17 protein-coding genes, 1 tRNA gene and 1 pseudogene are annotated in these 21,051 nt (G+C 42.9%); 13 read left to right on the forward strand and 6 right to left on the reverse strand.

Annotated elements, in window-relative coordinates; all coding sequences use genetic code 11:
• Positions 1-186: 186 nt before the first annotated feature.
• Complete coding sequence (locus tag ACWNM1_RS07665; protein WP_449600540.1) at positions 187-735, reverse strand: hypothetical protein; 549 nt, start codon at positions 733-735, stop codon at positions 187-189.
• 132 nt (positions 736-867) lie between these two features.
• On the opposite strand from ACWNM1_RS07665, the gene ACWNM1_RS07670 reads away from it, so the two are divergent.
• The 4 genes from ACWNM1_RS07670 to ACWNM1_RS07685 all read left to right on the forward strand — a co-directional run bounded on the left by ACWNM1_RS07670 (position 868) and on the right by ACWNM1_RS07685 (position 5,967).
• Positions 868-1,284: a hypothetical protein gene (locus ACWNM1_RS07670; RefSeq protein WP_449600541.1), complete on the forward strand. Its 417-nt coding sequence runs from the start codon at positions 868-870 to the stop codon at positions 1,282-1,284.
• A 285-nt stretch (positions 1,285-1,569) separates the two neighbouring features.
• The gene (locus ACWNM1_RS07675) at positions 1,570-2,517 is read left to right on the forward strand and encodes a radical SAM protein (RefSeq protein ID WP_449600542.1); all 948 of its coding nucleotides are present in this window, start codon (positions 1,570-1,572) and stop codon (positions 2,515-2,517) included.
• A 175-nt stretch (positions 2,518-2,692) separates the two neighbouring features.
• The gene (locus tag ACWNM1_RS07680; protein ID WP_449600543.1) at positions 2,693-3,718 is read left to right on the forward strand and encodes a bile acid:sodium symporter family protein; all 1,026 of its coding nucleotides are present in this window, start codon (positions 2,693-2,695) and stop codon (positions 3,716-3,718) included.
• 215 nt (positions 3,719-3,933) lie between these two features.
• On the forward strand, positions 3,934-5,967 hold the full coding sequence (locus ACWNM1_RS07685) for a methyl-accepting chemotaxis protein (protein WP_449600544.1): 2,034 nt from the start codon (positions 3,934-3,936) through the stop codon (positions 5,965-5,967).
• A 155-nt stretch (positions 5,968-6,122) separates the two neighbouring features.
• Here the strand turns inward: ACWNM1_RS07685 and ACWNM1_RS07690 are convergent, their stop codons facing one another.
• On the reverse strand, positions 6,123-7,403 hold the full coding sequence (locus ACWNM1_RS07690; RefSeq protein WP_449600545.1) for a histidine--tRNA ligase: 1,281 nt from the start codon (positions 7,401-7,403) through the stop codon (positions 6,123-6,125).
• 353 nt (positions 7,404-7,756) lie between these two features.
• On the opposite strand from ACWNM1_RS07690, the gene ACWNM1_RS07695 reads away from it, so the two are divergent.
• From ACWNM1_RS07695 to ACWNM1_RS07705, 3 genes are all read left to right on the forward strand, one after another.
• Positions 7,757-8,410 (forward strand): HD domain-containing protein, encoded by a 654-nt coding sequence (locus tag ACWNM1_RS07695; protein WP_449600546.1) that lies wholly within the window; start codon positions 7,757-7,759, stop codon positions 8,408-8,410.
• A gap of 85 nt (positions 8,411-8,495) precedes the next feature.
• Positions 8,496-9,941: a DEAD/DEAH box helicase gene (locus ACWNM1_RS07700; protein WP_449600547.1), complete on the forward strand. Its 1,446-nt coding sequence runs from the start codon at positions 8,496-8,498 to the stop codon at positions 9,939-9,941.
• Between the two features lie 18 nt (positions 9,942-9,959).
• Positions 9,960-10,082, forward strand: a complete 123-nt coding sequence (locus tag ACWNM1_RS07705; RefSeq protein WP_449600548.1) for a hypothetical protein — start codon at positions 9,960-9,962, stop codon at positions 10,080-10,082.
• 416 nt (positions 10,083-10,498) lie between these two features.
• Here ACWNM1_RS07705 and ACWNM1_RS07710 read toward each other — a convergent pair whose 3' ends face one another.
• On the reverse strand, positions 10,499-12,214 hold the full coding sequence (locus ACWNM1_RS07710) for an ABC transporter ATP-binding protein (RefSeq protein WP_449600549.1): 1,716 nt from the start codon (positions 12,212-12,214) through the stop codon (positions 10,499-10,501).
• A 268-nt stretch (positions 12,215-12,482) separates the two neighbouring features.
• Here ACWNM1_RS07710 and ACWNM1_RS07715 point away from each other — a divergent pair, with 268 nt between their 5' ends.
• The gene (locus ACWNM1_RS07715; RefSeq protein WP_449600595.1) at positions 12,483-13,706 is read left to right on the forward strand and encodes a CynX/NimT family MFS transporter; all 1,224 of its coding nucleotides are present in this window, start codon (positions 12,483-12,485) and stop codon (positions 13,704-13,706) included.
• Between the two features lie 86 nt (positions 13,707-13,792).
• On the opposite strand, the gene ACWNM1_RS07720 is transcribed toward ACWNM1_RS07715, so the two are convergent.
• Positions 13,793-14,554: a class I SAM-dependent methyltransferase gene (locus tag ACWNM1_RS07720; protein ID WP_449600550.1), complete on the reverse strand. Its 762-nt coding sequence runs from the start codon at positions 14,552-14,554 to the stop codon at positions 13,793-13,795.
• 272 nt (positions 14,555-14,826) lie between these two features.
• Here ACWNM1_RS07720 and ACWNM1_RS07725 point away from each other — a divergent pair.
• Positions 14,827-14,910: transfer RNA gene (locus ACWNM1_RS07725), tRNA-Leu, on the forward strand.
• Positions 14,911-15,069: 159 nt separating this feature from the next.
• Here ACWNM1_RS07725 and ACWNM1_RS07730 read toward each other — a convergent pair.
• A complete protein-coding gene (locus ACWNM1_RS07730; protein WP_449600596.1) occupies positions 15,070-15,351 on the reverse strand; it encodes a CPBP family intramembrane glutamic endopeptidase in 282 nt (93 codons plus the stop codon).
• A gap of 96 nt (positions 15,352-15,447) precedes the next feature.
• Here ACWNM1_RS07730 and ACWNM1_RS07735 point away from each other — a divergent pair, with 96 nt between their 5' ends.
• The 4 genes and pseudogenes from ACWNM1_RS07735 (at position 15,448) to ACWNM1_RS07750 (ending at position 20,137) form a co-directional block, all read left to right on the forward strand.
• Positions 15,448-15,777, forward strand: a complete 330-nt coding sequence (locus tag ACWNM1_RS07735) for a PadR family transcriptional regulator (RefSeq protein ID WP_449600551.1) — start codon at positions 15,448-15,450, stop codon at positions 15,775-15,777.
• A 74-nt stretch (positions 15,778-15,851) separates the two neighbouring features.
• A pseudogene (locus ACWNM1_RS07740) lies at positions 15,852-16,330 on the forward strand (DUF2812 domain-containing protein).
• A gap of 220 nt (positions 16,331-16,550) precedes the next feature.
• Positions 16,551-19,640 carry a PAS domain S-box protein gene (locus tag ACWNM1_RS07745; RefSeq protein ID WP_449600552.1) on the forward strand — a complete coding sequence of 1,030 codons (3,090 nt, stop codon included), beginning with the start codon at positions 16,551-16,553 and terminating at the stop codon, positions 19,638-19,640.
• A gap of 101 nt (positions 19,641-19,741) precedes the next feature.
• Entirely contained in the window at positions 19,742-20,137 is a 396-nt protein-coding gene (locus tag ACWNM1_RS07750) for a NusG domain II-containing protein (protein WP_076283407.1), read from the forward strand.
• On the opposite strand, the gene ACWNM1_RS07755 is transcribed toward ACWNM1_RS07750, so the two are convergent.
• On the reverse strand, positions 20,130-21,005 hold the full coding sequence (locus ACWNM1_RS07755) for a TIGR03943 family putative permease subunit (RefSeq protein ID WP_449600553.1): 876 nt from the start codon (positions 21,003-21,005) through the stop codon (positions 20,130-20,132). The genes ACWNM1_RS07750 and ACWNM1_RS07755 overlap by 8 nt on opposite strands.
• Between the last annotated feature and the right edge of the window lie 46 nt (positions 21,006-21,051).

Genomic DNA, 21,051 nt, shown 5'->3' on the forward strand with positions numbered 1-21,051 from the left:
GTAATTGTGAAGAAATCATCCTGAAAATAGGGAGTTTTTCCCTATAGATCTCCCTTGCCATCTCCCATCACAATTTCATTGACTGGGTGCAGGAGGTGGGGGAGTTTGGGATATGAAATCTAAAATGGATCGGAATTTATAGGTTTCACGGCATAAATGATCTTTCTCTTATGGAGGGGAATATGCCTATTCATACGTACCATTATTGATGGACTCGATGGTAGTGAACATCCGTGAGTAAACATCTTTAATGTTGGGTTCATTTACTTTATCGTTGTAAAGTCCGTATCCCCAAGTTCTATATGTTTCACCAGTTTGAAGATAGCCTGTGACATACATATCATTATTAAAATTTGTTAAAGAATAGTGATCATACGATACATCTTCAAGAACAAACGGCATAAATGATTTGGTAGCTCCAATAAAGAAGAAAGGGATTCCTGCATTTGTATATACTTTAACATACTTGTTGTCGTCCGCTTCTTTCAGATGCTCTTTCGTAATAACTACAGCATCATATTGGGAGGAAAGCTTTGAATAATCTTCTAACGCCTCAAAAGAAATACTTGTGAAGTGCACATGTTCTTCTCTTATTTTAGGGACCTCGCCAACAACACCTATAAATAAGCTTTTCCCTGAGTACAGCGGTGTATCAACCGTATCTGCATTAGATGTACAGCCTGTAACAAATATGAATATTAGTATAATGAGTGAATTTAGGATGATTTTCCTCATCTTTTGGCTCCTTTCAAGCGTTCTGCATGAGTTGTGTTTGCTTACAATAAAGCATTATACTGGAAATTAATGGTTCAGACCAGTAAATGGGTCATGGACTTCGAAAGAAGCCTGATTCAGAGGAGGGTTATTTTGCATCCAATTACTGCAATAGAAATCATATTTTTGGTTGTTTTTGTCCTCATTATATTTGGAGTAGCCTTGTTTTTACCCCGTAAGATTAGGAAGTCTGGTTTAATTATAGTATCTTCAATAACTGTATTTTTGTTATTATCCTTCGCTATTCGCCCCTACTGGATTGATTATCAAGTATCCCGAAAAACAGAACAACTCAATCACTATTTGGAGGAGAAATACCCTAATCAAGAATGGGAAATTAGTCGACAAGCAGGTAGACAATATAATCCTTATCATTTACAAGTTAGATTTAAAAACGAAGAAGGTTGGATTTATATTTATTCAGTAGTAAATGAGAAGAAAATTCACGAGAGCGTTTGGGTACCATCAGGTGGCAACTCTTTCGAAGAAGGAAAGCATTACGAAAAATGAGATCAGCTGAGTAGTGACGAAGGGATGTTTGGAGCTGTAGGAGCGATAGCGACCGCCTTTGTCTCCGGATTTCAACCGTTTAATACGGTGAAATCAAAGAAATCTGGAGACAACAGCGGCCGGAAGTCCAATCATTCCCGGAGTTACGACTGAAGCTGCTGACCTGGGTTTCTCAAACACACTTCGACTGTTATATACCTCACATTAACCTAAGCCATAAACCTTTATAATCTCTAAGATTGAACCCTTGAATCAAATCATTATTTTTCAGGAGGACTTTAGAGAATGAGATATAAAGCATTGGAACTAGACAAACCGCTTACTTATGAGCTGGAAGGCTTAGAAATAGGAGTTACCTCGAACTGTAATTTCCGCTGCGATTATTGTTGTGCGTATAATAGAAATGATGGACAAAGCATCAAGGCTAAAGAGGTTATCCGAATTCTTGAAGAGCTTCCTAGTCTGAAAAGAGTACGCTTGTCAGGTGGCGAGGTCACATTAAAGTTCGATGACTGTGTGGAGATTGTAAACTACTGCTCATCCAGAGGGATTCAGACACAGCTGAATTCAAACGGTAGTCTTTTAAATGCTGAACGGATTGATCAATTGGTCGAGGCAGGATTAACGACGATACATATTTCCTTCAATTTTACTACAGCGGACGCCTTCTCTCGTTATTATAATATTCATCCAAGCATCTACGAGAAAATTAGAGAGAACATTACTATGTTCGCGGCAACTAGTGTAGATACGGTGCTGGAAACGCTGTTGTTCAGCGAAACTCAGGATAATATGAAGGAAATTAGTAATCACGTATATGCGATGGGTGTTAGAACACATGAGATTCAGAACAGTATTATCATGGATCATACGGGTTGGAAGTCTATAGCTGCCCGTGAACAATTAAAGAATGCTGTGAGTGAACTGATCGCTATGAAGAAAGAGGATACGACCCTGTATTTCACTTGCATGGACCGGTTTATGGATGCGCTTGGGTTCGAGGAGCAACCGGGCGTTTATTTTCCACACTGCATAGAGGGCAAGAAACAGCTTCATCTACATGGCAATGGAGACATCCTGATCTCTGAATTATGTCATCCCGTTATTATTGGTAACATTTATCAGGGAACCTCACTGAAGGACTTATACAGTAACATGCCAGCGCCTTTGGTTCAGTTTCTGGATAAACTGCCATGCCCAGCACTGGACGCATTGTTTCCGCAAGGGGTTTAAATCGTTAAGCATTTCTATAAAATTACTACTTGGAGCCAATTTAATGAATTGGTTCCTTTTTTGTGTAGTAGATTAATGGAAAGTCCTGTATGATTTCTGTAAGCTTATAGAGACTGCTACAACTTAAATTTTCGGATAAGGAATGTATGACATCCATACATAAGGTATGCGGCACATGCTTAAGAATATAAGAAATGGACTCATCAAATCCAATGTTGTTCTCGAAAAAATCATGCCACTATTAACACCTACTGCCATCGTGGTTGGTGTGCTTAATGAAAGCAGACTGCTACCATTCACAGGTCTCGTCCCATGGATATTCGCTTTTATGACATTGATCGGAAGCTTGAAATCCAATCTCATAGATCTGCTGGGCGTACTGCTGAAGCCACAGAAGTTGATCGTGTTGATGATTATTCTTCATATCGTGATGCCGCTCATTGGCTGGCTCGTTGCAAGTGCTGTTTTTCCGGGAGATCCTTACATAGTGACAGGATTTGTACTGTTGTTTGCGATCCCAACGGGTATCGTTAGCGTGGTGTGGGTATCCATATACGGCGGGAACATTGCACTAACTTTGGCACTTATTCTAATCGATACGCTCTTGTCACCGATTGTCGTTCCGGGTACCTTGTATTTGCTCATGGGAGCGAGTGTGGAGATTCAGCTTGGGGAAATGATGAAAGGACTCCTATGGATGGTTGTCATTCCTTCGGTGATCGGGATGCTTCTGAATCAATGGACAAAAGGCAAGGTGAATACGGTATGTGGACCCCCGCTTTCCCCATTTGTAAAGGTTGGGTTGTTCATGGTCGTTTCTATTAATGGTGCTAGCATTGCCCGTTATCTGAAACACCCGGATAGTAAATTAGCGATTATTATTGGCGTAACCTTCTTGACTGTAGTTCTTGGATATGTAATCGGAGCATTGGTATCGCGCCGTTTCTGCTTTAGCTACGAAGATTCTGTGGCCGTACAATTTAATTCCGGCATGCGTAATTTAAGCGCGGGAGCTGTGCTCGCAGTAAAATATTTTCCTCCGGCTGTTGCACTCCCTGTGATTTCAGGAATGTTATTCCAGCAAATTCTCGCTGCAATGTCTGGTCTGTTTTTACGTAACAGAAATAAACGCCCCTTAACAGATGGTGCAATCACGCAAGTTTCCCCAGTATCCCAGTCAGAACCGCCTATTTCATCTTAAGAATAAAACAGGTCTTAATAACTAGTGTAAAGAAGATGACCGAACTAGTAGAACTAGTTTTTTCTGCATTTATATGCAAAAATTCGACATTTTTTGATATTTTCCGTATTTTCGCTTCGTCAATATTCACTAATTTATCATCATATCCGATAGTAGTTGTATTATTTACAATTGCATTGTTCTCTAATGAACAGTAGTCGGAAGGATGAGGGAAAATGAAGATTCGTCTTAAACTATCACTTATGATGATAGGTGTGACCCTATTATGTATTGCAGTAATGGGGGTTTTTACATATCTAAGGTCAACGCAGGCAATTGTGAGCCTTACTGAGAATTCTATGAAGCAGGTCAATACGAATAAAGCTCAGACCATATCGGCTATGATTTCGAAGGAGCAGAGAAGTATTGAGCTTATTGCGGGAAGGTCGGAAATTGTCGAATTATTACTCCAAGCAGGGAATGGTGGCGTCGCCAAGGGGAGTGAGCTACAGAATGAGGTAAATATCAGCCTTCAGGGAATTGTGAAGGATGCTGGGAACCTCGAACATGCTTTTGTCAGTGATATGAAAGGCATCGCTGTGGCTGACAGTGATATTAAGCTTATAGGTACGGATTTCAGTGATAGAAATTATACAAAGAAAGTAATGGAGACTGCGGCGCCGGTAATTAGCGAAACGCTGAAATCGAAATCTACTGGGGCTTATGTGGTAGGATTTGTACATCCGGTTAAGAGTAACGGGAAGATGATTGGATATGTAGCTTCAGCGGTTTCCGCAGATAGTATGATTAAGTATTTAGCAGATGCAAAAGTAGTAAATACAACGACTTCGTATGCTTATCTTCTCGATGAGAATGGGAATACACTGTACCATCCGGATAAGAAGCAAGTAGGACAACCTGTTGCAAATGATCAGATCATGGCTGTGGTGAAGCGTGTGAAATCTGGGGAAAAAGTAGAAGATAGCCTGCTTAGCTATACATATAATGGTGTGGATAAAAAATCAGCCTATACCGTTATGCCTGAGACCCACTGGTTGCTTGGGATAACCGCAAATTTAGATGAGATTGTAAAACCAGTGAATGAGATGAGAAGCTTTAATCTGTTGCTGGGTGCAGGAAGTTTGATTATTGCATTGTTGATTGCTTTATATTTTGCCCAAAAAATCTCTTCACCGATTGCTAAATTGACAGATTTGATAAATAGAACGGCAGAGCTGAATTTGACGTATGACTCCCAGTACGAGTATCTGACGAAAAACAAAGACGAAACAGGTACGATAGCCATAGCGATGCTCCGAACACGGGTTATTCTTCGTGATATGGCGGGTAGTCTAATCACGATCTCGACCAAGGTGCTTGATAATGCGGAGACTCTTGAAAAGCTGTCTATAGATGTACGGGAGAATGCTCATGATAATTCGGCAACTACACAGCAGCTTTCGGCAGGGATGGAGGAGACAGCAGCTTCAACACAAGAAATGACGGCAGCGATAACTGAAATTGATATTAATGTGTCCGAGATCTCCAGTAATGTGAAGGAAGGCGCTGAAGTTTCCAAGCAGATCAGTGAGCGGGCGATGGTGTTACAAGATGAGGCGATAGAGTCTACGGATAATGCGAAGCGAGTGTATGAATCTGTTCGTATCGATATGGAAAAAGCAATTGAACAGTCGAATGCGATCTCAGAGATTAATGTACTGGCGGATACGATTCTATCGATTACTAGTCAGACCAATCTGCTTGCTTTGAATGCAGCGATCGAAGCAGCTAGAGCAGGTGAGGCAGGTAGAGGATTTGCTGTTGTAGCTGGTGAAATCCGCAAGTTGGCTGAGAAATCGTCAGAGACTGCGGCTGGGATTCAAGGGGTCGTTTCAGGTGTTTATGCTTCTGTTGAACTAATGAAGGAAAATTCAGAGGCGTTACTAGCTTTTATTGACCAGAATGTTCTTGGAGATTATGAGCGGTTAACGGAGGTAAGTCAGCAATATAACAGAGATGCTACTACAGTGAATTTGCTGATGAATCAATTTGAGACTGCGGCCGATCATCTAAGTATGGCTGTATCTAGTATTTCTATAGCGGTCAATGAAGTGGCTGCTACAGTAAATGAGGGGGCTATTGGGATTCAGGATATTGCGGTGAAGACGGCTGATATCGTTGAGAAGACATTCCATGAAGTTACGGTGGCTGACGAGAATACCCAAAGTGCCAAGGAGCTTCAGGGGCTGGTAGACCGGTTTAAGATCTAAGTAGAGTAGGATTAAGGGAATCTTTATCCGTCATTCATAAAATATTAAGCTTGCAAGGTTATAGTGCATATATAACCTCCCTTAAATATAAACTTTGCCCCGCCGGCCGTCGGCGGGGTCTTTTTTTATGTGAATCTTTTTAAGCGAATACCAGCTTAGCCAGTGATGAGGTAAATAGCTTCATCCAGCGGAACGATAACCTCTGTTTGTTCCACCATATCTTTCAAACGTACCTTATCAACACTTGATTCGCTTTCGCCGATCAGTATAACGTAACGGATGTTTTTGGATGAAGCTGTGGCGAGCTGCTTTTTTAATTTTCTTTTACCGGATACGAGAGTGGTTCTTATAGAGCAGGCACGCAGCTCAGCTGCTGCAATTAAAGCTTGTGGTAGTGTCTCACCAATGGGAATGACCATAACATTTGCTGCTCTATTTTCTTGGATAGGTCGTTCTGCTAGGAGCGCCATGATTGACTCCATACCAAAAGACAACCCCACCGTAGGATATTGAATATCTTCTCTGCCCACTAGCTGTCCGATAATCGCGTCATATCTGCCTCCGCCACCCAAGCTTGAGGCAAAGGAACCAGATGCATCAAAGATCTCGTAAACTGTTCCTGTGTAGAATGAAAGCCCTCGGGATAAGAAAGGATCGAAGCGGCAAGTCTCCTGTAGTCCAATGTCTTGGATTAGATTTTGTAGGATGAGAACCTCTGACGCACCCGGTTGTGTTGTGAGATTGTATTTGTCGCATAACTGCTCAAAGCTTGGATTGTCCATTTCGATAAGCGCTAGAATCGCTTCGATGGTTGCACGTTCTAGCCCCTTGCTAATCAACTCGTTCTCCACTCCACTAATGTTGATTTTCTCAAGTTTATCAAGGGTAAGCATAACGGATAGTTGCTCTTCCGCAGGTACGCCAATGGACTCTAGAATCTCACCGAGAAAACGTCGATTGTTCCATTTTAGGATGATAGGAATGTCTAGCTTGCGGAACGCTTCGGTAGCCAGTTGCATTAGCTCAGCTTCAGCCTCAGGGCCGGAAATGCCGACCACATCGACATCACATTGCAGAAATTCACGCAGACGCCCACGTTTTACGGGTCCATCTCGGAACACTTTTCCGATCTCATACCGCTTGAAGGGGAACTCTATCCCTGGATTTAATGCGATCACTTTGGCAAAAGGAATCGTCAGATCATAACGTAACCCTAGCTTGCGGTTGCCTTGATCTGTAAGTTGGTACATTTCCTTAAGAATTTCGTCCCCGCCTGCATATTTTGAGGTTAATAACTCCAATTCATTTAATAATGTCGTATCCATCGATTCAAAATCATAGAGCTCGAACAAGTCCTGCAGCGTATTTTGAATGTTCTTTCTGAGCGCTTGCTCTTGACCGAAGTAATCATAAGTTCCTTTAATGTTTTGCATCATTAGTAGCTCCTTTGAATTGGCATAGTTTAGAAAATAAAAAAACGCGCAGGACCTCTTGGTCCTGCGCGTGATCTATGCCGCAGGGAGGCCAACGCGAGTAGCGTTAGCCTCCCTGAAAAAATTCAGGAGTGCTAACGCTGTTTGTGATAATAATGAAGTTGATTCAGCATGATTGTATTTGTGTTCATCAGAACCAATTCCCTTCGAAATTTTGATTAATGCCGATTATAGCGGATCATTTGGAGTCATGCAAGCAAGAATTTATAATTGGTTCGATTTCTTGTGGGCGAATGGACAAGTTATCAGCTATAATAGGGCTTCGATATTCCTTAAGGAAAGGGAGTTTTTCTACGATGAATGAATCTTTAATTATAGCTCGGACCGAAGATTTTGTTAAAGAACAACTTGGACAAGATACTACGGGTCATGACTGGTGGCATTCTGATAGAGTGCGCAACACCGCTGCTGAAATTGCCAAGATCGAGAGCGCAGATGTATTTGTTTGCACGATGGCCGCCTTGCTGCATGATGTTGCTGACGAGAAGCTTAATCCGTCTAAAGAAGAAGGTTTGCTTAAAGTACGTACCTGGCTTTCTTCAAACCTTACAGATGAGCAACAAATTAATCATATTATGATGATTATTGAGACGATGTCCTTTAGTGGTGGCGGGGGAGAACCGATGCAGACGCTTGAAGGCCAAGTGGTTCAAGATGCCGATCGACTTGATGCACTTGGTGCGATTGGCATTGCCAGAACCTTTATTTTTTCAGGGGCGAAAGGTCGTCCAGCTTATGATCCAGAAGTGTCTCCAAGAGATGAATCGCTTCAAAAGGAGTACAGGGATTACAGCAAAGGAACGGCTATCAATCATTTTTATGAGAAGTTATTAAAATTAAAATTCCTGATGAATACAACCTATGGACGCAAGTTAGCAGAAGAACGGCATGATTTTATGCTTAATTATCTGGACCAGTTCTATAAGGAATGGAATCAAGGGAGCCAATAGCTGTTATAATAATAAGTATGCACAAGATGAAGGATCGCGGAGTTTCCGCTTTAACCAGAACAATCGGCATAGAAGAGGTTGAACGATGAGTGAATTGCAATTTAGAGATTATGAGTTAAACGAAGACATTATTAAAGCGCTGGATGTCCTGAAATATGAGACGCCAACAGAAGTTCAAAGCAAAGTGATCCCTGTAGCTCTTCAGCAAAAGGATCTGATCGTTAAGTCGCAAACGGGTAGCGGAAAGACGGCAGCTTACGGAATCCCGGTCTGTGATTTGGTGGATTGGGTGGAGAATAAGCCGCAGGCTTTGATTCTAACGCCTACTCGGGAGCTTGCCATGCAAGTGAAAGAGGATATCACCAACATTGGACGATTTAAACGGGTTAAGGCCGTGGCTCTATTCGGTAAGCAGCCTTTTGCTCCACAAAAAATTGAACTTACTCAAAAAACACATGTTGTCGTAGGTACGCCGGGACGTGTGTTCGACCATATGGAAAGAGGTACGCTTCCGCTAAATCGGATCAAGTATTTGATCATCGATGAAGCAGACGAGATGCTGAGTATGGGGTTCATTGAGCAGATCGAAAAGATCATTAAGCAGCTGCCAAAAGAACGAGTGACTTGTGTTTTCTCCGCTACATTACCGGAAGTGATTAAGAATTTGTGCCGAAAATATATGAGCGATCCAACGGAAATTGAGATACAAGCAAGTGGAATTACAACCGCTACAATTGAACATGCGTTGATTGAAGTGAGACAAGCTGCCAAGTTCTCGCTACTAAGCGATATTATTACAGTGGAGAATCCGGACAGCTGTATTATCTTTTGCCGTACACAAGAACAGGTGAATGCGGTATTTAGAGGGCTGGCTGATTTGGAATATCCCTGTGATAAGATCCACGGGGGAATGGAGCAGGACGAGCGTTTTGAGGTCATGAATGCTTTTAAAAGAGGGCAATTCCGTTATCTAATCGCTACCGATGTAGCGGCAAGAGGCATTGATATCGAGAACATCACCCACGTGATTAATTACGATATTCCGCTGGAAAAAGAAAGCTACGTGCACCGTACAGGCAGAACCGCTCGTGCAGGTAAGACAGGCAAAGCGATCACTTTTGTCACTCCAAATGAGCAAAAGTGGGTGAAGGAAATTGAAGGCTATATTGGCTTCAGCATCCCGAATATGAAAGCTCCTTCGGACGATGCCGTTGCTTACGCGAAGGATGCGTTCGAGCAGAAAATTAACAAGCAGCCTGTCCGCAAGAAGGACAAAAGCGAAAGCTTGAACAAAGAGATCATGAAGCTGTACTTCAACGGCGGCAAGAAAAAGAAGCTAAGAGCCGTGGACTTTGTCGGCACAATCGCAAAGCTTGAGGGTATATCTGCAGAAGATATCGGTATTATTTCAATTCAGGACAATGTGACCTACGTGGATATTTTGAACGGTAAAGGTGCAATGGTACTGCAAGCGATGAGAGAGACGACGGTGAAGGGCAAGCAGCTTAAAGTGCATATTGCGAAGAAATAAACGGTAGAAATCCCGTTCATGAAGCTGATTTGGCTGAAAAAGCTGGAAAGAACGGTAGAAATCCCGTTCATGAAGCTGATTCAGCTGGAAACGCTGAAAAGAACGGTAGAAATCCCGTTCATCGTGCTGAGCAAGTCGTAGGAATTTTTTTGGAAATTGAACATGGTTACATTTTCGGAGCGAAGAGCTACTATTATGTGCAGAGTTGTGTTTGAGTTTGATTTATAGGGAAAACCTCCCTATAAATTACTGATTTCCGCTGGTTTTTAAGCTTTTTAGGGAATTTCTCCCTATAAATCGCCTGAAATCCACTGTTATGAGCTAATTAGGTGAATTTAAAGGGAGAAATTCCCTAATTATTGAAATTGGGACCGTATTATCGATGGAATTGGGGAGGATTTCCCTAAACTTCATTCCCGCGAATCCATAACTTCATAACTCCCTAACTCACCAATTTAGCATCTCACGCTGGAAGCAGCGAGATGCACTAAAAAGCAAGCCTAGTCGCCACGTTATTGGCGACTAGGCTTGCTTCATTTAGCTAGGGAATAACGTCCCTAAGCGTTATATTGTGCCTGATGCAGCCGGCTGTATATGCCACCGGCATGGACTAACTCTTCATGGCGGCCTTGCTCGGCGATGCCTTCTTCGTTCACGACCATGATCCGGTCGGCATTCTTTATCGTCGTCAATCGGTGGGCGATGACGAGTGTGGTTCTACCCACGGACAGATCCGCCAGCGATTGCTGAATTGCTGCTTCCGTTTCTGTATCCAGTGCGGAAGTAGCTTCATCCAGAATCAGGATCGGCGGATTCTTCAGGAACATGCGGGCGATCGCTAGGCGTTGCTTCTGTCCACCGGACAGCTTCACTCCACGCTCGCCGATCACTGTATCCATGCCTTCTGGCAGATTCTGAATGAGATCTTCCAGATGGGCACGCCGAGCAGCTTCCCAGATTTCAGGCAGCTTCGCATCCAGCTTTCCGTAGGCGATATTCTCACGAATCGTACCGGAGAATAGGAATACATCCTGCTGCACGATCCCGATCTGCTTACGTAACGACTCCAGCTTCATGTCACGGATATCGATGCCATCTATGGTGATAGCCCCGCCAGTGACATCATAGAAACGAGGGAGCAGGCTGCAAATAGTTGTTTTGCCTGCGCCAGAAGGTCCGACAAAGGCAATCGTTTCGCCAGCCTTAACTTTTAGGCTGATATTTTGTAGAACCGGACGATCTTCGTCGTATCCGAAAAAGACATTCTGGAAGGTAATATCACCGTGTAAAGTGCATACCTCTACGGCATCCGGCTTATCGCTGATATCTGGCTCCGTATCAATAATTTCTAGATAACGTTTAAAGCCGGCAATTCCTTTTGGATAACTCTCGATAACGGCATTGATCTTCTCGATCGGACGGAAAAAGATATTGGACAACAGAATAAATGCCACAAACTCACCGATTTGAAGTTCGCCATTGATGAAGAACCAAGCGCCGCTGATCATCACAAGGATCGTAATGAGGCGGGTCATCATATAGCTGACAGATAAACTTTTGGCCATGATTTTATAAGCAAGAAGCTTAGTTTTACGGAACATTTGATTATCAACTGCGAATAGCTCTTGTTCATGCTGCTCATTGGCAAAAGATTGAACAACCCGGATTCCGCCGACATTATCTTCGATACGGGCGTTGAAACTACCTACATTTCCAAAAAGCTGGCGATAGGTGGAAGTCATGTTGCGTCCGAAGTAGATGATCACCCAAGCCATAATTGGAACGATAATAAAAGTAATAATGGCCAGCTTCAGATTAATATCAGCCATAAGTAGGAAAGCGCCGACAAGTGTCATGATGGCGATAAATATATCCTCAGGACCGTGATGCGCCACCTCGCCGATATCATTTAAATCGTTGGTGATTCGCCCGATGAGGTGACCTGTTTTATTATTATCAAAAAAGCGGAAGGACAGTTTTTGGATATGATCGAACATTTTTTTACGCATATCGGTCTCGATATTAATGCCAAGCATATGCCCCCAGTATGTAACGATATACTGCATAACTGTATTCAAGGCGTAAATAGCTAGGAGCGCGACACACGCAATAAGAATTAGCGGCCAATCTTGACCCGGGAGCAAATCATCAATAAATTTATTTACAGCTACCGGAAAAGCTAGTTCTAGAAGACCTGCAAAAACAGCGCAGGAGAAGTCCAATATAAATAGTTTTTTATACGGACGATAGTAGGAAAAAAACCTTCGAAGCATTCTGTTCACTCTTTTCTATAGGAATATGTAGGAGATCGAATGAAATTGATTCTCAATTGTCTTGATTATATGGATACTAAAGATGTCATTCGATTTTGTCAATAATAGGGTTATAAAATTACTTAAGGCTTGTAACTTTTATAATAATAGTGGATGATAGGTCTTAATGCCATGTAATAAACATTTTTATATTTCTGGCGTAATTGCTCACCGTCCTTACAGGAATGTCAAAGGTGTTTATGCTTGTTGCAATTTAGGAGGATACATGATGAAAGCATCGCAACGAGAAGGAAACATTCAGAATAGAGGTTTAACGGATACCAAATATGATCGCTGGCTGCTAGTGTTGGGGATTGTGTTTATCGCAGCGGCACTTAGAGCGCCTTTCACATCCGTCGGTCCACTGGTACAAATGATTCAGGATGATCTAGGCTTATCGAATACTTTAGCAGGAGCTATAACTACTCTACCATTGTTGGCTTTTGCCATTTTGTCCCCGTTTGCTCCAAAGCTAGCCCGACGTTTTGGCTTGGCTAATGTGTTGTTAATTGCTATGGTCATGCTGGCTATGGGAATTTTAATCCGGTCGGGAGCTGGAACGGGACTGTTGTTCACAGGTACGGCGATACTCGGACTCTCCATTGCAGTATGTAATGTATTGCTTCCGGGCCTTATTAAAGGGAAGTTTCCTCACAAAATTGGATTAATGACAGGTGTTTATACTGTCTCTATGAATTTATGCGCAGCAGTAGCTTCAGGAATTAGTGTACCGCTAGCCAGTAATGCTGGATTTGGCTGGAGAGGGACTTTGGCGATTTGGTTTATGATCGCAGCGCTGGCAACCCTGTTCTGGATTCCGCAAATGCGCAAGCTCGATCAAGGAACTGGGGCTAAGGGCTCGGTGTCTAGTGGGAATATGTGGCGCTCTTCGCTAGCTTGGAAAGTAACTATTTTTATGGGCCTACAGTCACTGCTTTATTATGTCTTTATTGCTTGGTTCTCTGTTCTCCTTGGTGAGCGTGGGATGTCCTCAAGCCATGCTGGCTGGCTACTATCACTGATGCAAATGGCGCAGCTGCCGTTTACTTTCTTTGTGCCGTTGTGGGCAGGGCGGATGAAGAACCAACGTATTCTAGTAATCATCACGGCTATTCTGTATTTCCTCGGAATAGGTGGAATTTGGCTGGGTAGCAGTGCTTTAATGGCTGTTTGGGCGATATGCTTTGGGATTGCAGGAGGATTTGCCTTCGGTCTTGTGATGATGTTCTTCAGTCTGCGGACCAGAAGCACTCAAGAAGCAGCGGAACTGTCAGGGATGGCTCAATCCGTAGGTTATGTGCTTGCTGCGATGGGGCCGGCATTATTCGGATGGCTGCATGACGTGACGAATAGCTGGACGATGCCGCTTGTTTTATTGCTGGGTGCAAGCGTATTGCTGCTGGTTGTCGGACTTGGTGCTGGTAGCGATCGATATGTGGGAGATAGAAGATAGATTGCCATAAAAAAGAGTGTATTGGTGCGGACACGCGCCAGTACACTCTTTTTTTGTTGCATAGGAAGAAGCCAAGTCCTTCATTGTTAGACGCGTTTGTAAGCGACGATCCGGATTCTTCGATAATCCATCACCCAGCGGCCATCCTGAAATAATGTCGGTCTAAGTTTCTGTTCCATATAAGAGAGGACTTCTTCTCGTTCCGATAGTGTTAGGACACTTAAGATTCCATTAACAAAAGTGTTCAGCCAGGACTGGAACCCTTGCTCTCCAGCCTCTAGTGGGGTTGGACGGTCGAAACTAAGGGCGAGGTCTACAGTCAGTCCATGTTGTTCTAATAGTGTTGTATACTGCCCGATGCTTGGGAAGTACCAAGGTAACTGAAGTTTACCGATACACCCTATAGCGGTAAATGCATTTGGAAGTTCAGTAACGATGGATGCGATATTGCCCAGCCCACCGAACTCGGCAACAAAACGTCCACCTGTTCGTAGGCTAGCTGTGATAGAAGCAGCAGCTCTGTTCGCGTCGGTCAACCAGTGTAGAGCAGCGTTGCTGAACACGGCATCGACTGACTGTTCCGCGACATAGTTTTGCCCATCTGCTAAGATGAAGTTTAGCTGGGGATGTTTGTCACGGGCAGTCTGAATCATTTCGGCTGAAGCATCAATACCTGTTACAGTGGCACCACTAGCAGCGATGGCTGCTGCCAAATCACCAGTTCCGCAGCCCCAATCAACAATTTGTTCGCCAGGCTGGGGGCGAAGAAGCTCAATCAATGACTCTCCAAACTGAGACACAAAGGCCATATCAGTATCATAGGTTCCGGTATTCCACTGCTGGTTCATACGTATTCGTCCTTTCTGGTTTGGAATTACAGTGATATTTCCGACGTAGCACATTCTTTTAATTATGTTGTATCATAACAGCCTCTTATAAGTGAAATATATAAACTGAATAACTGTGATTGGTTATGCCTATGGGGATTTGAATATGTTATATCGCTTAAATCGCTGTTGTTAGATTTATCTGTACATCGATTTTTATTAAAAGTTGCTATTTATCCGAAAAAAGAGTATAGTCTTATGTACAGTGATTATTTCATTGGTGTACATAATGTGCGGTCGTGGCGGAATTGGCAGACGCGCACGGTTCAGGTCCGTGTGGTAGCAATATCGTGGAGGTTCGAGTCCTCTCGACCGCATCAATTAACAATGAAAGAGCTCTTGAATTTCCTTATAGGGAGATTCAGGAGCTTTTTGCGTATTCGGTGGTACGCTCTATCAGATACTAAAAGGCTGGAACAAGATTCGGATTCATTATACTCAAACCACCTTAGCCACTGCTGTCGGCAGAAGAATAATCAGACATCCCAAAGTCCATGCAGTAACATCGACCAGATTAGGCTACCTGTCACTCGACGGACAATATATAAGCTAAATCCCATAAGGGCAGCAAAGAAAAATTGACTGATGATTGTTCGAATATATTGACCGAGCACTATGTTTGAGCCGTGGATGTGACCAAATATTATACTAGTCAGAATGCATACCTGTCTCTCGGATACCTTAGAACGTAGAGGTGTTAATAATAAGCCGTGATAGGCTTTTTTTTCGTGGTCATGATCAGACCGAAATACTAAAATTAGTTTTTTTTTGTATTGACAACTATATCGGCTTCCGTAATAATGATATTACGGTAACCGATATATCGCTAGCAGTAATAGAATGGAGATGGAATCATGCCTGAAAGCTCAGAAAGAGGAGCCTTAACGGAAGCTGTGTTTTACATTTTATTGTCTCTATACACCGCAATGCACGGATACGCGATTATGCAAAATGTGAAGGATTTAAGTCATGGTCGAGTGGATCTTGGAGCAGGGACTTTATACGGAGCTATTAACACCTTGCTTGAGAAAAACTGGATAAGAGCTGTAGAGGGGGAAGAAGGCTCCCGAAGAAAGGAATACGAAATTACTGAATTAGGGAAGACGGTAATTCAGGGGGAGCTTATCCGGTTGGAAGAGCTAATTGCCAATGGGAAGAGAATAGCTGGAGGTGAGTCCAAATGATACATGTGGTTCGTAAGCTGTTTTGGGATTTTGAGAAGGAAGAACAGTGGCTTAATGAAATGTCTGCCAAAGGCATGGCCCTTACACACTACTCCTGGTGTAAATATGTGTTTACTGACTCGCCTAAGAATGGTATACGTATAGAATTGAGCTTTTAGATAATGTGCCTGCTCATCCGGAAAGCATGGCATACCTCAAGTTTTTAGAAGAAAATGGAGTCGAGTGTGTGTGCAGCTATGTTCGCTGGATTTATCTTAGAAAGAAGTCATCCGAAGGTTCGTTTGATATTTATACGGATCTGGAATCCAAAATAAAGCACTTTAAGCGAATCAATACACTATGGAATTCTGTCATGTGGATAGAGTTCATTGTTGGTTTAGCCAACATTCTCATTGGGGTAACGAATTATTTCAATTTATCCATTAGCATAAGTTTGATTAACGTTATTCTAGGCGGTTTTTTAATCCTTTTAGGACTTGTTTTTTTAAGAGCAGGTGCACCTATCCGAAAGAAAATTAAGAAGCTTCAGCAAGAGAATTTAATAATAGAATAGTCATTTAAAGTTGTGATATGTATTAACAGCAAGCTTCCCGAGTGTTGGGGACTTGCTGTTTATTTTTTGTCTGTGAGGATAACACGCAATCTCTTTGATTTATACCAGCCTATCATTTAGGACTCAGCTATCAAGCTTATTTACCGAAAAAAAGGTATACTGGAATAGATTACGAGATTGTAATAAGTTTGTCCCCATCTCAAAAGAGGAGGCTGCACAGGTGTCTGAATTTCTTTTTAAGCAACTATACTTACGGTCTTCTATAGGGGTTGCTGTAGTCTCTCCTGAAGAAGGGACCGTGATTCAATCCAATCCGGCGCTTTGGCGTATGCTTGGTTATTCTGAAGAAGAGCTTTTGAATATGCATTATCTTGATCTTATTTATCCAGAAGATAAGACGAATGATGATCATTACGTTATCCTGAACAATCTCTTAGCAGATCCTGGGACCGCTATTGAGTTAGAAAGACGGTTCATATGTAAGGATGGCGGGATGATCTGGGTAACACAACATATATTTCTGATTCTTCAGGAGAATTCCAGTGAACCTCTTGTCTTGATCTCAGAACTAACGGATATTACAGACCGGAAGCTTGCTGAAGATAAGATTCAGGAAGACCAACATTTATATAATTTGATCACACAAAATACGCCGGATATGATCTCTTTTGGCGAACCGGACGGTACACTGCACTACGTGTCTCCTTCAGTGGAGTTGTTGCTAGGTTATCCTCCCGATGAAATGATAGGCACGAAAAGACCTGAGTATTATCACGTAGATGACGCCTTAGAGATGACCGAACACGGAAAGCTCTATTCAGATACGGAAGTATATACACGTAGAGCCCGGCATAAGGACGGACATTATTTGTGGATTGAGAGCAGTTCACAGGTAGTACGTGATGAGCAAGGGCAAATCAAGCAGATATTAACCATCGGCCGGGATATTACGCAGCGTAAGAAATATGAGGATATGCTGGCGAAAGCCCAATATCTTGCAAAAATGGGATCTTGGGAATGGGATGCGACTAAAGCGCGGTTGACGGTTTCGGGAGAGATGCGTAACATTTTCGGTTTTTCACTGGACGACAGCAATCATTCCTATTTTGATTACAAACGTGTTTTTTCCTGTATTGATCCAGATGATTTCACAAGACTTGAAAAGCTAGTTCGTGAATCTATTGCGAATGGGACGAATGGCGAAGCTATGGTTCGAATTAAGAGTGCGGATGCGGTTTTGAAATTTCTGGATGCGCACTGGGAAGTGCTTAAAGATGAAGAAGGAAGAGTGCTACAGATCAGCGGAATTGCCCAGGATGTGACCGAACGTTATCGAATGGAGGAACAGCTGCGTGATAGTGAGCAGAATTACCGTCTCCTTTCGGAAAATTCAATGGATTTCATTTCACGAAATACAGCGGACGGACATCTCACCTATTTGTATGCATCACCTATTTGCCAGACTATGTTCGGCTATACGCCGGAAGAAATGTACGAAACGAGAGGTATAGATTACATACATCCTGAGGATAAGGAGAAGGTGGTGTCCTATCTTAGCAGTTGTTTGGAAGGGAAGAAGCTTGAGCCTGTGACCTTTCGGTTTCTGTGCAAAGATGGAACTTACATTTGGACGGAGACAACACTTCGATACATCTACTCGGAGACCTTTGGAGGGCAGGAGCTGGTGTGCGTAACCCGGGACATTGCGGAACGGGCACGGCATTTTGAAGAAATAGAGAAGTTAAGTAACGAGCATGCCTTAATATTAAATTCGGTATCTGAAGGTATATTTGGTATGAATCTTGAAGGGGATACGATGTTCATCAATCCAGCGGCCATTACTATGCTAGGATACGATCCAACGGAATGGTTGAACAGCAAATTCCATGCGATTCATCAGACTTGGCTGGATAATGAGCCATTCTTGGGCATTCAGAAGACGCTCATTCCCTCGCACCTAAATAATCGTTCTTTCGAAGAGAAGGAGGGTGTGTTTTGGAGGCAAGATGGTTCCAGTTTTTTGGTCAGATATCGCATGACGCCTCTTTTTGATGGAGAAGAGCGGATCGGGGCTGTAGTGGTTTTCCGAGATATCACAGAAGAGAAGGAGATTGTGCGAGCGAAGGAGTCTGCTGAGGAAGCGGATCGGGCGAAATCGGAGTTTCTAGCGATCATGAGCCATGAGCTGCGTACGCCTATGAACGGTATTATAGGAATGGCAGACTTGCTCTCAGGGACAGAGCTAAATGAAGAGCAGAGCTACTACACACAAATCATTACGAGTAGCGGAGAAGCATTGCTTCATATTTTGAATGAAGTGCTGGATTTCAGCAAAATTGAAGCGGGCATGATGACACTTGAACTGCAAATGGTGGATTTGCGTGAAGTGATACAGAACGTTAGTGAGCTATTCTATCCGAAGGTCAAAGAAAAAGGGTTGTTATTAACTATCAATATTGCACCTGATCTTCCATTTGTCATTGTGACGGATGAGGCAAGATTGCGCCAAATTCTCGTGAACTTAGTGGGAAATGCCGTGAAATTTACGGAGACAGGTGAAATTAGTATTTCTGCTAGCCTGGAAGCTTCTCAAAAGTCAGGAAATATTATCGTTAAATTTATGGTTAAAGATACGGGCTTGGGGATCCCGGTCGCCAGTCAAGGGTTATTGTTTCAATCGTTCTCGCAATTGCATCCTTCCATTAATCGAAAATATGGCGGAACAGGACTTGGACTGGCCATTAGCAAAAAGCTGGTGGAGCTGCTCGGAGGAGCGATTGGTGTGAGGAGCTGTGAGAAACATGGCTCAGAGTTCTTTTTCACCGTGGAGGTCTCTTTGCCAAAAGAGGAATGGAATCAGAAGGTTACGCTCCACCCTTCAGTGGATACAGACAAAAGCAATAAACCTAACGCCAAAGCATCTGATACGGGAGAATATGGACCGATGTCTATTCTCATCGCTGAAGATCATCCTGTGAATCAGCAACTGATGCTGGCTTATTTGAAGAAGAGGGGATACTTCCCTGACATTGCATCAAATGGCGAGGAAGCAGTTCGAGCTGTGCTGTCCAAGAATTATGATCTCGTCTTTATGGATATCCAGATGCCTATTATGGATGGGATAGAAGCAACAGGAATCATACGTGAGAAGCTCGGGCTGTCTCCCATTATTATTGCAGCCACAGCTTTTGCCAGAAATGAAGATAAAGACATGTGTCTGAGTGCAGGAATGCAGGATTTCATCTCCAAACCTATCTCCATAAAGGAGCTTGACAGGGTATTAAAAGATTGGTCTACTCGGATTCGTTAAGGATGAGGAGTGTCATTGACAAAAGAGCGTAAGATTAATATATTTGTAATCGTAATTATTACGAATATATTGTCAGTGAAAGGATCCATACCTTGTTAAAGATGAAGCGTGGCGATTTTGTAATTATTTTTTTAGCTCTATTCGCAGCGGGTTTGATTTACGGAATCAAGTGGTGGGACACCCATAATGAACAGTATCAACAAGGCGATTTGAAAGCTATAATTACGGTTGATGGTAAGGAATACAAGACCGTTTCTTTGACTAAAGAAGAGCAAATTATAGATATTCAATCAAAGTTTGGTCACAATACCTTAAAGGTATTTGATTACGGGATCCAAATGACATATTCTGACGCTCCTTTGCGAATTGCTTTGGAAATGGGGTTTATTTCTAGGCCAAAGCAGCAAATCATCTGTATACCAGCCCGTATTATGGTTGAAGTATTTAACCCTAACCGATCTGTGAATGATGAGGATGAGCTGGACGCAATTATTTAGTAGGGTTGGCCGTAACCTGAAAAGCTCTCCATGCAGCTATGGAGTCAGCACTCGTGTAAATGTAAGGTGTTGTTGGTTGCGAGATTGGTGTAATTGCTTCTGCGCGTATTTGCATTATTTCTTGGCCTTTGTATTGCACAACTTGAAGCTTGCCCCGGACCTCTATCCAGGTATCGGTGGGCAAGCTTTTTAGTTTGCCGGAATCAACCAACATCCCAAACGGAGTAGCATCGGCGGTACAGCACTGAACCAAAAATCTGCCAATGGCAAAAGCATTCTCTGGCATTTCGCTGTCATCGCGATATAAAAAACCGGAAACGGAAATTTCTTTGCCTTCAAATTGCTGTTTATACAAGTCGATAGCACCTAGTGTTTCAGAGAAAATAGCAGAATACACAGGGATAGCAGGCTGCGCATATAGAATTTTAGCCAGCTCGGTGAGCTCCTCATGATAAGGATCAATCGATTCGAATCTAACAGCGTTGTTAGTTTCTGATGGTAATGAGGAGAACGAAATCCCTTTTTTGCTAGCGGCCATACTTCCCAAGGCACGATCAGGAAGTGCAAATCCAAGCAGCAGTGGAAACAGGAATAATCCATAGAGCGCTGTGCTTTTAAATATGGAATGTGGAAGACGATGCTCGCAGTCACATAGTACGCTTCCCTTACCAAATAAGGCTTGAACGGCCAAGCTGAGCGCCATAAGTGTCAGAGGAATTGGACATAACTGAACCCAGCGTGCTAGCTTGGGCGCTACATAATAATGCAAAGCGTCCTGCTGTACTAAATGCCCGATATAGAGAGCGAAGGCGAGCAGAATGACCGCCCTTAACAAATAGTGAAATCGGATGCTTCGAGAGTCATTCATGCGCTTCCTCCTAACTATGTGGTAAGCATCTGCTTGCTATCTCTAT

It is taken from the genome of Paenibacillus sp. Marseille-Q9583, assembly GCF_976954365.1.

What these genes read in the sequence shown, in the direction of transcription:
- ACWNM1_RS07665 (WP_449600540.1), bottom strand. Translation starts at nt 735, where the DNA reads ATGAGGAAAATCATCCTAAATTCACTCATTATACTAATATTCATATTT.
- ACWNM1_RS07675 (WP_449600542.1), top strand. Translation starts at nt 1,570, where the DNA reads ATGAGATATAAAGCATTGGAACTAGACAAACCGCTTACTTATGAGCTG.
- ACWNM1_RS07680 (WP_449600543.1), top strand. Translation starts at nt 2,693, where the DNA reads ATGCTTAAGAATATAAGAAATGGACTCATCAAATCCAATGTTGTTCTC.
- ACWNM1_RS07685 (WP_449600544.1), top strand. Translation starts at nt 3,934, where the DNA reads ATGAAGATTCGTCTTAAACTATCACTTATGATGATAGGTGTGACCCTA.
- ACWNM1_RS07690 (WP_449600545.1), bottom strand. Translation starts at nt 7,403, where the DNA reads ATGATGCAAAACATTAAAGGAACTTATGATTACTTCGGTCAAGAGCAA.
- ACWNM1_RS07695 (WP_449600546.1), top strand. Translation starts at nt 7,757, where the DNA reads ATGAATGAATCTTTAATTATAGCTCGGACCGAAGATTTTGTTAAAGAA.
- ACWNM1_RS07700 (WP_449600547.1), top strand. Translation starts at nt 8,496, where the DNA reads ATGAGTGAATTGCAATTTAGAGATTATGAGTTAAACGAAGACATTATT.
- ACWNM1_RS07705 (WP_449600548.1), top strand. Translation starts at nt 9,960, where the DNA reads ATGAAGCTGATTTGGCTGAAAAAGCTGGAAAGAACGGTAGAAATCCCG.
- ACWNM1_RS07710 (WP_449600549.1), bottom strand. Translation starts at nt 12,214, where the DNA reads ATGCTTCGAAGGTTTTTTTCCTACTATCGTCCGTATAAAAAACTATTT.
- ACWNM1_RS07715 (WP_449600595.1), top strand. Translation starts at nt 12,483, where the DNA reads ATGAAAGCATCGCAACGAGAAGGAAACATTCAGAATAGAGGTTTAACG.
- ACWNM1_RS07720 (WP_449600550.1), bottom strand. Translation starts at nt 14,554, where the DNA reads ATGAACCAGCAGTGGAATACCGGAACCTATGATACTGATATGGCCTTT.
- ACWNM1_RS07735 (WP_449600551.1), top strand. Translation starts at nt 15,448, where the DNA reads ATGCCTGAAAGCTCAGAAAGAGGAGCCTTAACGGAAGCTGTGTTTTAC.
- ACWNM1_RS07750 (WP_076283407.1), top strand. Translation starts at nt 19,742, where the DNA reads ATGAAGCGTGGCGATTTTGTAATTATTTTTTTAGCTCTATTCGCAGCG.
- ACWNM1_RS07755 (WP_449600553.1), bottom strand. Translation starts at nt 21,005, where the DNA reads ATGAATGACTCTCGAAGCATCCGATTTCACTATTTGTTAAGGGCGGTC.